Genomic DNA, 15634 nt, shown 5'->3' with positions numbered 1-15634 from the left:
AGACTGTTGTTAGCTCCAGTTCCCACTAACATGAACGATCTAAACTGAACCTATATCATGTTTAACTATAGTTCAATAAATACTTGCGCTTGCCAACTAGACTGAACGGCTCTTTAGTTCCAGTTCTATTCGACACACACCTCCTCAACTCAATCCACAGGACTCGTCATCATTATTAATTGTTAAAAGTTAATCTAAAAAAGAAAAACAGGCCCCCGATTTCGTGAATGGGGGCCTGTTTCATATAAGCTCATTTTAAAACCAAAAACTCTTATTTAATCTTTAACGGTTTCGTATACGTTTGATAATGGTCAACTGTTCTTGATATACAACAGTTCAAATAAAGATTGACTTAGATGCTCTTCTTCCAGCTCATTGATGAGTGCCATCAAGCTGAAGTCAGATAAGCTATTGTTGAAAGTGTTCAATAAATAGTCTTTCAATTTATAACCCACTTGCGCTTTATCGAGACGTTTGAATAGCTCATTATTGATATCCTGCTCTTTGATCATTTTGAAATCCTCAAATTTGATGGTCATTTTTTCGTTGTTGTCTGACACAACGGTGACCGAAGTTCTATTCAGCTCTGGATCAAACGACCGCTCCACCACTTCACCGTTTTGCACTTCAACAACTCCAATTTCTTTTGAGGCATTGAAATGAATGATATGTTTGCGCTCTTTAGGTAAAATAGTCGCCTTATCATTTACTGCTATAGAGATGGATCCATCTGAGTAATTCAGGTTAAAGGCTGTGACCGCTCTTTGATGGTTGCTATCTTCAATCAATTCGAATGTGTTGTCTCTGCCAGGATAGATCAGCCATTCCATATCTTCTGGCAGGTCATGGGCATCTGTTTGGGTCGGATTCGGATCCAACGGTATGATGCTGCCTTCTCTGGCAAATACCGGAATGGTCATTTCATCTCTAAATACTTTGAGTTTAGCTTCCCCTTTGTATCTAAAGTTGCTGAATATATCAAACCAGTGACCTTTCGGGAAGTAAAAGAGTTCACTACCGTAAACCGTTTCTTCGTCTTTTTTGCTTGTTATCGGTAAGACAAGCAGCTCGCTCCCAAAGAAATACTCATTTTTAATGTCATAAGCCGCTTCTTTTAACGGACATTTATAATAAACTGGTTGAATCACCGGTATCCCTTCTTCGTTGTTCAAAACATTAAAGGTATATAAATACGGGATCAATGCATGGCGTAAGCGTAAAAATGACGTCATGTTTTTCCTGATGACACCACTGTACTTCCAAGGCTCTTTACTCGAAAAAGCACTGTTGGAGCTGTGCAGACGGTTGATAGGGCTGAACACACCGAACTGGAACCATCGTAGCGTCAGTTCTTCATCTTTATACCCTTTATAATGTCCGCCGATATCATGACTCCACCACGTATAGCCGATATTTGATGACGTTGCCGTTAGATATGGCTGGAATTTCAGAGAGTTCCACGTAATAATGGCATCTCCCGAAAAGCCAACAGGATAACGGTGACTACCCGGACCGCCATAACGCGATAAGATCAACTCATCTTTGTTACGTTTTTTCATGTCCTCGAAGTGGTAATGATTGAGTAGCCACAGCGGATCGATGTCGCTGCTGCTGAACTCGCCTTGCTGCCAATCGATCCACCAGAAATCTACGCCTTGTTCTTCTAGGGGATGATGGACATCTTCAAAATACACTTGGCGGAAATCTTCATCCATCAAATCAAAATCAGCCGGTTCTTCTATGGCTGTATTCAGATTCAACTTATCCGCGACCACCTCATATTGCTCTTCAAAAGCTCTGATGCCATCTGCCGGATGAACATTTAAGGTTACGGCCAATCCCTTATCCTGTAATTTTTTTAAAAATCTATCGGGATCTGGGAACAATTCTTTATTCCACGTATAACCTGTCCAGCCACTACCGTGTTTTGAGGGTACGTCTGTTAAATGCCAGTCCATATCGATCACGCTGACAGATAAAGGGATTTTTTCTTTTTCGAACGTATTGATCAACTCTAAATAAGACTCCTCTGAATACTTCCAGTACCTGCTCCACCAGTTGCCTAATGCATACCTCGGCAGTAATGGTGGATGACCGGAAAGTCGGTAAAAGTCCTGAACGGCTTTCAGGTACTCTCTGCCGTATGCAAAGAAGTAAACGTCCGTCTGTGTATGATTTTTGACTTTTATATTGTTGTTCTCGTCAAAGACAAATGATTTGGAATCATCGAGTGTGGCATAACCGTATTTGGAAATAATGCTCTCTTCCAGTTCTGCTTCACCATCCACACGGTCGACCGTTCTCAAGGCGCCTTTCAAAGTTGGAATGGTTTGACCATAATACCATCTATTTGTGTAATTGGTATAGTTGTATCTTACATCAACTGACAGATTCTTTGGAGAAAACTCTTTTTCTTTCACGTAACGCAGGTGAAATGACTCAGTTATGATTTCAAGCATTTTATGGGTTTCCTTGAGTTCGAAATCCACATCACCCAGATCTCTGTTCTTTACGATCTGTGTTGCACGATCTTCAAACAGGCCCTCTTCAGAATATTCCATGCGTAGTAATTTATTGGTGACGACTGTAAATCGGTAAGTGTTGCCTTCGATGACGTTTTTGAGTTTCTTTTCTTGTTTTGACATATGTACACTCCCATTCAAATTATGATATTCTCGCATTGATTTTATTGAGTTTTCTGATAAACAAGTAATAGGTTGCATAGACCGTTAACGTGGTGCCAAATAGGACAAATAAGATGAAATTCACTGAATATAGAATATAATGTAAAGCTATAAAAATCATGAAGTTGCCTAATGCAAATAATGGGTGCTTAATGATAAGAACGGTTGTCTGTTTTACTTTCCATCTTATTGACATGTTGAAGTGTGCATCCAAATAAAACAGATAAAAGACAACAATGCTTAAGTAGAAAAAAAGAACGATAAGGATAATGGATAGGATGAGATTGCTTTGGTAGGTAATGAAAAACACATATCCGCCCATAGTCAGCAGGCTTGTATAAATCATCCCGATCAAGAAACTCTTTTTATACCCTTTTTTATAATCCTTGAAAAAGGTCAGCGGATTAAATGGCGCATCTTCCAATATCAATTCTCTCACTGAGCTGATCAAAGCATGGGTCCCCGGGAAAAACAGAATAGGAAGGAACAATGACAAGAGTGGCAGCAAGACAAGCAAATTACTTGGTTCAGTGGTTAAACCTATTTGAATAAGAACGATAATAACCGGTAACTCAACGATGATCCACAAGATATTAACTAGGGTAAACTTTAATATTAAGACAGATAATTCATATAGCATGAGATAGATTTTTTCACCCAACGGTATTATCCCTCCTTTTTTCTTCTTCATTTTAACATAAGGAAATTTCAAAAAATAGAAAGAGCTGCCTAGTTGCTATTAGAAATAACAAGTGAGCAGCTCCTAGTCTTCGTCGTCTAATTTCTACTTGATCGCACCTTCTGATACACCTTCAACTATTATCTTTTGAGCACTGAAGTAAAAGATGATAACGGGAATGATAGCGATCGTTAATCCCGCCAAAGCCAAGTGCCATTGTCGCGTGTATTGGCCAAAGAAATAAAACATTCTGATCGGAATGGTCTCATTCGCACGACTTAACACAAGTGAAGGCAAAAGGTAATCGTTCCAGATCCAAATAACGTTCAATATCGCTACCGTGACGGATATGGGACTCAATAAAGGAAAAATGATTTTAAAGAATATCTGAAATTTATTGGCTCCATCGATTATGGCTGCTTCATCCATTGAGATGGATACGGTGGTCATTGCACCATGATAAAGGAATAAGGCCAAACTCCCACCAAATCCTAAGTACATAAAGATCAATCCGTACCTGTTCAACATCCCAACTCTTCCGAAATTGGCTGTCAAAGGTATCATGACCGACTGAAAAGGAATAAGCATCGCGCCGACAAATACTAGCAGAATGATTCCACTTAGTCGACTCTTGTTCCGGGCCAGTGCATAGCCTGCCATTGAAGAAAACAACACAATGACGGACACGCTCACCAGGGTAATCAATAGCGAGTTGAAAAATGAGCGAATGAAGTTCAAATCATCGAACGCGACAACGTAATTGTCAAAATTAAACTGATCTGGAAAATTCAACACGTTAGAAAAGATTTCTCTAGGTGTTTTGAAACTATTAACTAACATAAGATAGAATGGCGAAACCCAGACTAAACCCATCAGTAAGCCTATGACTTCAATAATTAAGTATTTTCTTTTTCTCTTTTCATACACATTTTTTTCCATTATAAATCAACCTCTCTTTTCTTACTGTAGTAGACTTGTGACAGCGAAAAGATTGCTACAATAATAAAGAATATAACTGCTTTAGATTGACCATACGCCATCTGATTACTGGAGAATGCAGTGTCCACTATGTTCATGGCGACCATTTGTGTTGAATTATATGGTCCCCCACCCGTTAAGGATAAGTTTTGATCATAAATTTTAAACGAACTGGATAACGTTAAAAACATTGAGACCGTAAATCCAGGTGCAATTAACGGAAAGATAACGTGTCTGAATTTTTGAAAAGAGGTCGCACCATCTATGTTTGCCGATTCAATCAGTTCTTTTGGAATACCTTGAAGGTAGGCAATATAGATGATCATGATATAGCCGGCTTGCTGCCATACGGTTAAAATGATAAGTCCCCAAAACCCAGTTTCGGGTGTTGAAAGCCAGCCCAATAATCCCTGGATACCGGTAAAATCGCCTACTGCAGAAAAAACTCTGATGAAAATAAACTGCCAGATAAAGCCTAATATCAGGCCACCGATCAGATTAGGCATAAAGAATACCGTTCTGAGCAGATTTCTTGATTTAAGCTTGCTGGTTACAAGTACGGCTAAACCAAGACCAACAAAATTCAGGATGATGACACTAACAAAAGTGAATATGAAAGTGAACCGTAACGAATTTCTAAACTGTTCATCTTCTAATAAACGCCTGTAATGTGCAAACCCGATAATATTATTGAAGTTCAGTCCATTCCAATCGGTGAATGAATAGAATAAACCCATAAAAACAGGCACGATAACGACTAATGATAAGCTCAATAAAACTGGTGTAATAAACAACCAGAAAGTCAGTTCTTTATTTTTCATAGCTCATTTCCTTTCTTAACATCAACTATTCTTTCATCGTTCCACTAACTGCTGGTTATTATGAAAGAAAAAAAGGACCATATATAGAAACAAAATATGGTCCCTCTCAAAATTTTTATTTAAGAGATTCCCAGGCAGAAATTGAATTTTCAACCATTTCATCCCAAGTCATTTCGCCGCCAATATAAGCTTGAATATTAGGTCCAAACTCGTTGTTTGTCCATCCTGTTGGATAACCATTGAATACCCATCCGATCGTGTCGCCTCTTTCAGAGTAATCATAAACGATTTGTGATATTGGATCACTGATTTCCATATCCTCGTATCCTTCATAAGCTGGAATAAAGTTGAACTCGTTGATAACAAAATCTTTCCCTTCATCAGACAAGTACATCCAGTCTAGGAAATCTTTAGCTGCTTGCACTGTTGCGTCGTCTTTGTTACTGTTGACTGCCCAGTAGTTGGGTACGCCAACGGGTAGTTGGTTTTCATAACCTTCTAAAGGAATTGGAATCATTCCGACACTGTTTTCAGCAAATTCAGGATCCATTTGTAACAATGTAGGATATACCCAGTTTCCTTGCTGAATCATAGCTACCTGTCCTAATGAGAAGTACTCTTCAACTTGTTGAGAATAATCTAGACTCAAAACAGGTCCTACCGAATAATCCACTTGCAGGTCAAGCATACGCTGGAATTCGTCACCTTTTTCAAATGCGACAGTTTCAGCATTATAGGCTTCATTTACATTTTCATCAAATTCATGTGTTAAGTAGACGTTAGATAAGTGGTTACCTGGTACCCAAGCTTCAGCTCCAGGGAAAGCAAAAACAGCTTCGATGTCTAAATCATCTTTTTGACCGTCTATGGTCTGAACAGCTTCTTCCAGTTCTTCATAGGTACTTATTGCTTCGGCATCGATTCCGGCTGCTTCAAAAACTTCTTTATTATAAATAAAGCCATAACCCTCTAGGTTGTAAGGAAGTGCCGTAACTACGCCATCTTCACCGGTCACATCAGTCAAAGTACCTTCTAGGGCAGCATTAGCAGCATCCGTATCAGATAGATCAGCCAGATACTCCGCCATTTGTTCAAATTCATTGGGTCCTGCTACACTAAAGATATCCGGTTCATCACCAGCAGAGAAACGTGTGGTCAATTGTGTAAAGTAGTCCGTTCCGCCACCAACTGATGTGATTTCAATTGAGACATTCGGATTTTCGTCCATATACATATCGGCGAGTTCATTGAATTGATTATTGAACTCTACTTTACCCTGCATAATGGCTAAGCTTACCTCTTCTTCAGTTTCACCATTACCGTTCCCGTTGTCATCTGCACCATCCGTACCTGGAACGTCTCCATCATTGCCACATGCAGCCAAAACGCCTGCAGCTGACAGCAAAACTAATCCTTTGTAAAAATGTTTACCCTTGAACATTGTATTTCCTCCCTTTTTAACTGATTTTACTTACACAAAATAATGTAAGTGTTTACATTATAAATATATAACAAATTGACCTATTACTCAATAGAATGCATTTATAATGATACCGGTATCATTATTTGAAAATCAAGGTATAATACTTGCTTTTTACTGTAATTTTTGTAATATATGCTTCCCGATTGAAAAGTATGATACCTTTTAGTGATTCTACCTATTAGCCAAAACCATACTTTCATATGGGCGAAGGCATAATTTTTCGTTGATCAATACCCCTTGATAATTACTCAATACTACCTGCGTATAATTTTCATCAATGGTGATCGTCTGCTTTTCATTGGTGAAATTGATCGCTGTTAACAATTTCGTATCCTGCCACACTCTCTCATACACAATGGTCTGATCGTTTGCCGTTCTATCTGGCACGAATTTCCCATAAACGATCACCTCTCTATAGTTGCTCGTCGTTCTGAGTTCAATCAGTTTTTTATAATAGTTCAAAACAGATCTATCATCCAGACGTTCCTTTTCAGCATTAATTTCAGTGTAATTGGGATTCACTTTTAGCCAGGTGTTATCTCCCTCCGAGAAGCCTGCCTGTTCTGAATCGTCCCACTGCATCGGAGTCCTGGAATTATCACGGCTCCGTTTACTGATCATTTTAAACGCCGCTTCTTTAGAAAGTCCTGTAAGTAGAGCCCTCTTGTACTGATCATGCGTCGCGATATCTTCATACTCTTCCATGGAATCCATTTCTATGTTGGTCATACCAAGCTCCTGCCCCTGATAAATAAAAGGCGTGCCTCTGAGCATCATGAAAAGAGTGCCCAGCATTTTTTTACTGTACTGATTGATATCATGCTTAGGGATGTACTTACTAACGGAGCGCGGCTGGTCATGATTTTCCAAATAAAGGGCTCCCCAGCCTTTTTCCTGCGTGATCTCCTGATTGATGAAAATCTTTTCGCGCATATCCGTCCAGGTCCAGCCACTTGGTTTGAACCAGTCACCGGTTTCATTGACATCGATATCCGTGTAACTGAAGTCGAACACCATCGAAAAGAAGCCGCCCGGACCAATGTATTGGTCCAAATGGTCATTAGGGACCGCTGCTTCCGCGACTGTAAAGCTGTCATGCACTTTAAAGGTACGCTCATTTATTTCCTTTAAAAGCGACTGGACTCCAGGCTGGTTCATGATCCAGTGACCGATATAGACTAAACCGTCTTCACCATCCGGTTCCAGACGCCCGCGGACCATGCTCTTTTTGATGTTCAAAATCGCATCGATCCTGAATCCGGCTATCCCTTTGTCTAACCAGTAATTGATCATTTTATAGATTTCTTCTCGCAGTTCTTCGTTCTCCCAGTTCAAGTCCGGCTGTTTTTTGCTGAAAGCATGCAGATAAAAAGTATTCTTCTCATGGGGCACAGGTTCCCACGCTGATCCGCCAAAATAGGACCGCCAGTTGTTGGGCGGTCGCCCGTTGCTGCCTTTCACGAAATGATAATATTTTCTATACTCACTGTCAGGGTCGTTCAGTGCTTCTTCGAACCATTCGTGTTCATCGGATGTATGATTCACGACCAGGTCTAGAAGTATCCTGATCCCCACCTTTTCAGCTTTTCTAATGAGTTCATCAAAATCTTCATTGCTGCCAAAAATAGGATCGATCGAGTAATAATCTGCAATATCGTATCCCCCATCGTCCATGGGGGATTTATACATTGGACAGATCCAGATCACGGTGATCCCTAGATCTTTTAAATATTGCAATCGGTTAATAATGCCTCTAACATCGCCAATGCCATCCTCGTTACTGTCTTGAAAACTTTTCGGGTAGATCTGATAGACGACTGCTTCTTTCCACCATTTATTATTCATAAGTTCTCCTTTCCTTTCTTAATTATTTAATCATAAAGTGGTATTATCTACCTAATAATATCATAAAAAAATTTAGTTTTATTAATAGGCCAATCATATAAAGATTATATAAACCGATAATACAAATTAGAGATATTTTATTCATCTGCCAAGTATAGGTTGATTTTTTTAGGTAGTTTTCATCGTTGGCAATCATAGTAAAAAATCGTTTTTCTGTCAAAGGTTGACAGAAAAACGATTTTCAGTTTATTTATTCTAATGTCTACTATTTTATAGATACTGTTTTAGTATCTATAAGCGTAATAAACTTATTGCCTTACTCTTGTTCATACAAGTATTGCGACATCACATGTCCAAGATACATATGCACATCTTCAACAATACCATAATTTTTTGAGGGTATAACTAATGTTTCTTGTGATAATCCTTTAAGCTGACCCTTGTAGTCACCAATGATTGAAATTGTAGTGCCTTGCTGCTCATTTGCATAAGCAACTGCTTCAATCAAGTTTTTCGAATTCCCTGACACAGATAAGACAACCACCACATCTTCAGGTAACAAGAAATTTTTTAACTGTTCAACAAAAATATCGTTATATGATAAATCATTACCCAAAGCAGTGACAATCGGTAAATTATCAGATAAACACATAAAACGAAATCTAGCACGCCCTTCTTTGTTAGCCCCTTTGTTGAAGTCACACACCCAGTGACTTGCACTGGCCGCACTTCCTCCGTTTCCTAACACAAAAATCGTTCGTCCCTTGTCTCTCGCCTCAATTAACTTTGTCATTATATGTTCGATTTTCTGAGAATCCAACTCTATTAGTGTTGTTTGATAGGCAACTCTGTATTCCTCGATGAATTGAGTAAAACCCATTATGTTCCTCCTTCAACTTAAGAGCTGTTTAAACCTGGACACAACATTCTCTACGGTAAATCCAAATCGTCTCATCACATCGTCAGGATCACCCGAACAACCAAATGAATCGACACTTAAACTGCTTCCTTCGTCTCCTACATAAGCTTTCCATCCATATGACGCACCCATTTCAATACTTAGTCGTTTTTTCAGATGTTTGGGTAAAACTCTTTCTTTATAGTCTTGTGACTGTCCCTCGAACAAATCAAAACAAGGCATGCTCACTACATTCACATGAATACCCTCTTTTTCCAGTTCAGTTTTAGCCATTAAGGCAAGTTCGACTTCTGAACCTGTAGCAATTAATAACCCTTCAGGATTAGAGGTGCTATAGACAGTGTATCCACCTTTTTTAGTTCCGTTTCTCGCCTTCTCCGGTAGCACGTTCAACGTTTTGGTGTCTTGTCTACCTAATACTAAAGTAGTCGGCGTTTCAACTGAATTTAACGCCACTTCCCAGGCACCAGCCGTTTCATTACCATCTGCTGGTCTTATCACATGCATATTAGGCATTGAGCGTAGGGCAGCTAATTGTTCAACTGGTTGATGGGTCGGCCCATCTTTTCCTACAGCAATGCTGTCGTGAGTGAAGATGTAAATTACGGGTAGCTTCATCAATGCGGATAATCGCATTGCAGGTTTCATATAATCCGAAAAGACAAAGTACGTACTCACATAAGGAATAAAATGGCTTGAAGATAAACCATTAGCAATGGCCGCCATGCCGAATTCTCGAACACCAAAATAGATATTCCTTCCAGAAAAATCAGTTCGTGTAATTGCGTGTGACGAATTAATTACTGTTTTCGTCGATGAACTCAAATCTGCTGCGCCTCCAATTAACTCAGGCAATTCGTCACTTATCAAATTCAATATTTGGCTCGATGCCACCCGTGTCGACAATTTCCCATCATGATCAGTAAACTCTGGGAGTAAATGTTCTATATCATAGCTTTGGGGCTTGTTTATAAAGCGCTCTAAAGTATTTAATAAATCAATGTCTTCTTCTTTGAGTTTTCTCACATTTCTTTCCCACATATTAAACTTGTCCAGCCCTCTTGACTGAAACGAAGCAAATGCGTCATACACCTCTTCTGGTACATAAAACGGTTCAGTGTACTCCCATCCTAATGCAGCTTTCGCTTTGAGAATGTTCTCGGATCCAACCGGATCACTATGCGCATCGTGCGTACCAGCAATGTCAGGTAACCCATAGCCGATAACAGTATTTACTTCTATTAGAGAGGGTTTAGATGAAAGTTTTGCTTTTTCAATGGCTTGATCGATAGCATCGATGTTATTGCCATCATCTACTTTTATATAATCCCAGTTGACAGCTTCGAATTTCTTCTGAATGTTGTCACTAAACGATGCTTCAAGTTGTTCATCTAAAGAAGACTGATTGGAGTCATATAATACAATCAATTTGTTTAAATTTAAATGACCCGCGATAGAAATGGCTTCATGACTGACGCCTTCCATCAAATCGCCATCTCCACATAAAACGTAGGTATAGTAATTACAAATATCTCTATTCTCAGTGTTGAATAATGAAGCTGACTTTCTTTCAGCCATTGCTATACCTACTGCCATAGATAATCCCTGCCCTAACGGACCAGTCGTCACTTCTACACCTTCTGTGTGATGTAACTCAGGATGCCCAGGAGTCTGGCTATCTATTTCTCTAAATGCTTTTAAATCATCAAGTGATAAATTATACCCACTCAAATGCAGCAAACCATACAGCAGCATCGATCCATGTCCTGCTGAAAGAATGAACCGGTCCCGATTAAACCATGTCGGCTGTTCTGGAGTCATAGTTAAATGGTTTTTCCATAGCACGTATGCCATTGGTGCCGCGCCTAACGGCAACCCCATGTGACCACTTTGTGCCTCTTCGACTGCATCCATCGCAAATGTTCTCAGCGTGTTAATAGCTAAACTATCTATTTTTTCACTCAATCCATGTCCTCCTATTATACTTTATCTTCGCTTAATTTAATTTTCTTAGGTTTTTTCACTATTGAGATCGTAAAGTAAATGCCGATTGCTGCAACAATCGCATAAATACCTAACTTACCGAACCATTCAAAGAAATAGCCAATAACGATTCCAACAAAAGCAAAGTCAGCATCTCCAAATGTTGAGTTTGAGAAACCTAATTCACCCAATAACGGAAGTAAAATAGCCGGAAGTAATATAAGCAGCAAACCATTAACAAGACCGCCAATGATCGTTCCTCTTCGTCCTCCTGTTGCATTTGCTAATACTCCAGCTCCAGCACCTACAAAGAAGAGTGGAATTAATCCAGGAATAATAACTGGTAAGTTGGTAAACGGTAGAATTAAGAACATGATGAATCCACCGACAACCGATGACACAAATCCTAATAAAACTGCATTCGGTGCATAAGGAAAGATAACTGGCACATCTAAAGCCGGTATTGAATCCGGTACCAATTTATCGGAAATCCCTTTGAAAGCAGGTACGATTTCTGCAAGCATCATACGTACCCCTTGAAGCACTATTACAAATCCTGCTGTAAAGGTAAGAGCCTGAACGATAGCGAATATAATGATGTTATCTCCACCAGACATTTCGTTAATGACTGCAGCGTCTGCAAACAAGAACGTAAAGACATAGATTACCATCATAACTAATGCTGTAGATATAGTATTGTCTCTAAAAAAGCCAAGTCCTTCTGGAATTTTGATGTCTTCTGTAGATTTTTCCTTATCACCGAACCATTTACCTAGTAATCCGGCGAGCGCATAAGTCACAGCATTAAAGTGACCCATGGCTATCTTGTCACTCCCGGTTACTTCACGGTAAAACGGTTGCACAATTGCCGGTGAAATAGACATAAATGATCCTAGTAAAAATGCACCGACTGCAATTAATTCAACACCTTCAAAACCTGCTGTTCCAAGTACCGCAGCCAATAGCGCCGCCATGAACAACACATGATGACCAGTCAGGAAAATATATTTGATATTCGTAAAACGTGCGATCAAAATATTGACTGCAAACCCGAAAGCCATAATCAAACTCATTTCGGTTCCGTGAATACTTTCTGCTATACCGATGACTGCTTCATTTGTGGGGATTACTCCTTGCACATTGAAGGCATTCTCAAATGCAGGACCTAGCGTCCCTAGTGAACCAGCAATTATTCCCCCACCAGCTGAAAGAATTAAAAATCCAATTACGGTTTTTAAGGTGCCGTTAATAATTTTCTCTTTGGACTTCCTTAAAGAAATCAAACCGATAAATGAAATTAGACCGATAATTATAGCTGGCTGATTAAAAAAACTATAAATAAAATTCATTGGTACATCCTCCTATTATAAAGTTTATTTCAGGACTTCTAACAATTTGACTTTGAGTGCTTCCTTATCAATAACATTATTTACAAAAAGCTTCTTAATATCGTAATCTTCAAGTTTACTTTCCAACTCTTGTGTAGAAATGATTAAATCTGCGATAGCTCCACCTACTGATCCTAAATCGACAGCTTCAACTTCTGCGTCGATCCCCTCATCTTCAAGAATACTGTCGACATTCATTTTTAAAATAAGACTTGAACCAGAACCCATTCCGCACACTGTTAAAATTTTCATTTTTATTTCCTCCTATTTAGTTAATTGCTTTTCTAAATCCATTAATACGATATGAAAAATCGTCATTGCTGTTTCTTCGACTAAATCTGAATCCTTAAACTTAAACGTAAGCACATAGTCTAAATGTTCCTTTATCCCTCCTCCATTATTTCCGAGTACACCAATTGTTTGAATGCCTTTTCTCTTAGCTGCTTTAACAGCTTTTATTACATTGGCTGAATCAGCACTACTTGAGAGAACAATGAGGGTATCTCCCGCTTTACCTAATCCCTCAACTTGACGGGCAAACACCTCATCATAACCGTAATCATTACCCGTAGCCGTCATGACACTTGGGTCAACCGTCAAACTTAATCCAGCAAATGCTTCTCTTTCAATTTTAAAACGTCCCACGATGTCCCCTATAATATGTTGTGCATTTGCAGCATTCCCTCCATTCCCACAAGTCATTACTTTGTTGCCATTTTTTATTGAGGAATACAATACATCTTTAAACTGGCGCATCATATTATAATCATATTCAGTAAAGTCTTTAAATATGTTCATTCTTTTGACTATTTCATCACTGTAATTCATTGGGGCTCCTCTCTATTGATTTCATCTAAAATATTTTCTTTGTCTCCTTTATTTAATAAATCTATAAACGACGGTTCATTTAAAAATGTCATTAAGTCTTTCAAAGCACCCAAGTGTGAATTATGATCAGTTGCTGCCAGACAAATAACAATATTGACGGGGTCATTATTCGGGTGACCAAAGTTTACAGGCTCTTTAAGAGTCATGAGACTTAAGCCCACTTCATTGACGCCGTCTTTTGCACTTGCATGAGGCATGGCTATACCAGGTGCTATAACGATGTAAGGACCTAATTCTTCTACCGACTTAATCATTGCCTGAATATACACTTCTTCAATTTTCCCGTTATCTTTTAGTAGTTTACCTCCAATTTTCACGGCGTCTTTCCAATCCTTTGCTTCAACGTTTAACTGAATGGAGTCTTTAATTAATAAATCTTTTAGCATAATTTTTTTAGCTGTCCTCTCTGTCATATGATGATGGAACGGTTTATCTTGTCTGATATTTTCTATCTCTTTTAATCTTTTATTATCTTTTTCGGATAGCAAAGGTGATACAACTAACACAGGTACCGAATATGTTTCTTTAATCGGAAGTGTAGAAATAATGTAATCAACACCTTCAGCGTCTATCACCTCTTGTGTTAACTCTCTGACGGATAACGTGCCTTTGATATTAAAATCGAAACGCTTCAATAACAATGTTTCCAGTAATTTCGTGGTGCCTACACCGTAATTACATACGAGTAAAATCGAATTATTTTTGTTTGATAATTCGTTTTTCTCAATAAACGACGCAATGTGAATTGTAACAAAACCTATTTCATCTGCCGTGAAAACTAATTGTTTTTTCTCACCTAAAGAATCCAACACTTCTTTTACGTTTAAGAAAATCTGATTATAATGCGTTTGAATATAATCAATAACTTCATTTTTCAAAGGCGTTTCGTTTTTCACTCGATTTATAGCTGGTCCTAGATGTAATGTCAATGCTTCAAATAGATCTTCTGCTTCGTTTAAGGGTAGTCCTAAAGACTTACTGATCTCGTCTAAAAATTCAATTATAAACAAGTTCAAATCCAGCCAGTTATCATCTAATACTGATTCAGCTTTAATAAGTGAACTTTCTAAAAATAATTGTTCGATTGCTTTTTTCTCTGACGGATTCAATATAATATCAAATTCTTTTTCAATCTGATTACTATTCTTATCGATACTCCGATATTCTTGAGAAAATGAGACAGTATTTGGTAGCTTTTTTAAACTCCTATTGGATTGATTGCGACAAATAGCTACTATCAACCCGTAAACAATATGATTAAATGCTATATCTGAGTAATGCTTATTCACGTCTTTTTCAATTGTTGAAATAAATTGTTCAATCACACTGATTTCATTATTATCTGGATTTGAAATGTAATCAGTCGCTAAATTTTGATAACTTAGATTAAGTTCCTCTGCGTTTAATGTAATAACTCTCAATCCAACTTTTCTTATCTGCTGTTCATCTCCTTTAAAGTAATAACCTTTGGTGGAAGTATATTCAATTTCAATTTGTTCAGTCTTCAGAATTTTTCTCAGCTCTCTGATATCTCCAACAATTGAACTCCGACTCACATTGCATTTCGTCATCAATAACTCTATATCAACAATTTTTTTTGACAATAAAATCTCTATCAAGATTAAATTTTTTCTTTTCTTTGGTATATAATAATCTAGTTTAGTCTCAAATACTCGAGACAATTCTTTCAGCTTGTCGAGCTTCAAATTGCTTGTTTCAAGCGAAACCTCGATTTTTGTTTGTCGATTTAATGGAGGGAGCTTTTCCTTTATTAAAAAACTGTCTATTTCTTCCAAGTCATATCTAATAGTCCGCTCACTAACATTGAACTGCTGTGCTAAGGCATCATAGCTTGAAACCTGATCTTCTGCTAATAAACGTAACAATATTTTTTTAGATCTTTCAGACAAGCTCATAAGTATCTCCCCTTGTATTTATAGTATATCTTCTAATTAATGAAACAAGA

12 protein-coding genes are annotated in these 15634 nt (G+C 38.2%); all 12 read right to left on the bottom strand.

Annotation, left to right across the window (positions count from 1 at the left end):
* Positions 1–311: 311 nt before the first annotated feature.
* Positions 312–2645 (bottom strand): TIM-barrel domain-containing protein, encoded by a 2334-nt coding sequence (locus ACO1PF_RS10545; protein ID WP_423189017.1) that lies wholly within the window; start codon positions 2643–2645, stop codon positions 312–314.
* A gap of 19 nt (positions 2646–2664) precedes the next feature.
* Positions 2665–3345 (bottom strand): DUF624 domain-containing protein, encoded by a 681-nt coding sequence (locus tag ACO1PF_RS10540; protein ID WP_423189016.1) that lies wholly within the window; start codon positions 3343–3345, stop codon positions 2665–2667.
* A 123-nt stretch (positions 3346–3468) separates the two neighbouring features.
* The gene (locus ACO1PF_RS10535) at positions 3469–4302 is read right to left on the bottom strand and encodes a carbohydrate ABC transporter permease (protein ID WP_423189015.1); all 834 of its coding nucleotides are present in this window, start codon (positions 4300–4302) and stop codon (positions 3469–3471) included.
* Entirely contained in the window at positions 4302–5162 is an 861-nt protein-coding gene (locus ACO1PF_RS10530) for a carbohydrate ABC transporter permease (RefSeq protein ID WP_423189014.1), read from the bottom strand. Before ACO1PF_RS10530 ends, ACO1PF_RS10535 begins: the two co-directional genes overlap by 1 nt.
* A gap of 115 nt (positions 5163–5277) precedes the next feature.
* Complete coding sequence (locus ACO1PF_RS10525) at positions 5278–6603, bottom strand: ABC transporter substrate-binding protein (RefSeq protein WP_423189013.1); 1326 nt, start codon at positions 6601–6603, stop codon at positions 5278–5280.
* Between the two features lie 213 nt (positions 6604–6816).
* Positions 6817–8490, bottom strand: a complete 1674-nt coding sequence (locus ACO1PF_RS10520; RefSeq protein WP_423189012.1) for an alpha-glucosidase — start codon at positions 8488–8490, stop codon at positions 6817–6819.
* A 316-nt stretch (positions 8491–8806) separates the two neighbouring features.
* Positions 8807–9370, bottom strand: a complete 564-nt coding sequence (locus tag ACO1PF_RS10515) for an SIS domain-containing protein (RefSeq protein WP_423189011.1) — start codon at positions 9368–9370, stop codon at positions 8807–8809.
* Between the two features lie 12 nt (positions 9371–9382).
* Positions 9383–11374 (bottom strand): transketolase, encoded by a 1992-nt coding sequence (tkt, locus tag ACO1PF_RS10510; RefSeq protein ID WP_423189010.1) that lies wholly within the window; start codon positions 11372–11374, stop codon positions 9383–9385.
* Between the two features lie 14 nt (positions 11375–11388).
* Positions 11389–12741 (bottom strand): PTS ascorbate transporter subunit IIC, encoded by a 1353-nt coding sequence (locus ACO1PF_RS10505; RefSeq protein WP_423189009.1) that lies wholly within the window; start codon positions 12739–12741, stop codon positions 11389–11391.
* 24 nt (positions 12742–12765) lie between these two features.
* Positions 12766–13032, bottom strand: coding sequence for a PTS sugar transporter subunit IIB (locus tag ACO1PF_RS10500; RefSeq protein WP_423189008.1), 267 nt, complete (start codon positions 13030–13032; stop codon positions 12766–12768).
* A 12-nt stretch (positions 13033–13044) separates the two neighbouring features.
* Positions 13045–13608, bottom strand: a complete 564-nt coding sequence (locus ACO1PF_RS10495; RefSeq protein ID WP_423189007.1) for a D-sedoheptulose-7-phosphate isomerase — start codon at positions 13606–13608, stop codon at positions 13045–13047.
* On the bottom strand, positions 13605–15584 hold the full coding sequence (locus ACO1PF_RS10490) for a BglG family transcription antiterminator (RefSeq protein WP_423189006.1): 1980 nt from the start codon (positions 15582–15584) through the stop codon (positions 13605–13607). Before ACO1PF_RS10490 ends, ACO1PF_RS10495 begins: the two co-directional genes overlap by 4 nt.
* Between the last annotated feature and the right edge of the window lie 50 nt (positions 15585–15634).

It is taken from the genome of Alkalibacterium sp. f15, from assembly GCF_049389645.1.
Lineage (GTDB): Bacteria > Bacillota > Bacilli > Lactobacillales > Carnobacteriaceae_A > Alkalibacterium.
Note: the sequence above shows the minus strand (reverse complement) of the source record. Positions and strands in the feature narration are given on the sequence as shown.

Bases quoted from the DNA above. Each gene is read 5' to 3' on its own strand.
- ACO1PF_RS10495 (WP_423189007.1), bottom strand. From the start codon at position 13,608: ATGAATTACAGTGATGAAATAGTCAAAAGAATGAACATATTTAAAGAC.
- ACO1PF_RS10530 (WP_423189014.1), bottom strand. From the start codon at position 5,162: ATGAAAAATAAAGAACTGACTTTCTGGTTGTTTATTACACCAGTTTTA.
- ACO1PF_RS10500 (WP_423189008.1), bottom strand. From the start codon at position 13,032: ATGAAAATTTTAACAGTGTGCGGAATGGGTTCTGGTTCAAGTCTTATT.
- ACO1PF_RS10520 (WP_423189012.1), bottom strand. From the start codon at position 8,490: ATGAATAATAAATGGTGGAAAGAAGCAGTCGTCTATCAGATCTACCCG.
- ACO1PF_RS10515 (WP_423189011.1), bottom strand. From the start codon at position 9,370: ATGGGTTTTACTCAATTCATCGAGGAATACAGAGTTGCCTATCAAACA.
- ACO1PF_RS10545 (WP_423189017.1), bottom strand. From the start codon at position 2,645: ATGTCAAAACAAGAAAAGAAACTCAAAAACGTCATCGAAGGCAACACT.
- ACO1PF_RS10535 (WP_423189015.1), bottom strand. From the start codon at position 4,302: ATGGAAAAAAATGTGTATGAAAAGAGAAAAAGAAAATACTTAATTATT.
- ACO1PF_RS10525 (WP_423189013.1), bottom strand. From the start codon at position 6,603: ATGTTCAAGGGTAAACATTTTTACAAAGGATTAGTTTTGCTGTCAGCT.
- ACO1PF_RS10490 (WP_423189006.1), bottom strand. From the start codon at position 15,584: ATGAGCTTGTCTGAAAGATCTAAAAAAATATTGTTACGTTTATTAGCA.
- ACO1PF_RS10505 (WP_423189009.1), bottom strand. From the start codon at position 12,741: ATGAATTTTATTTATAGTTTTTTTAATCAGCCAGCTATAATTATCGGT.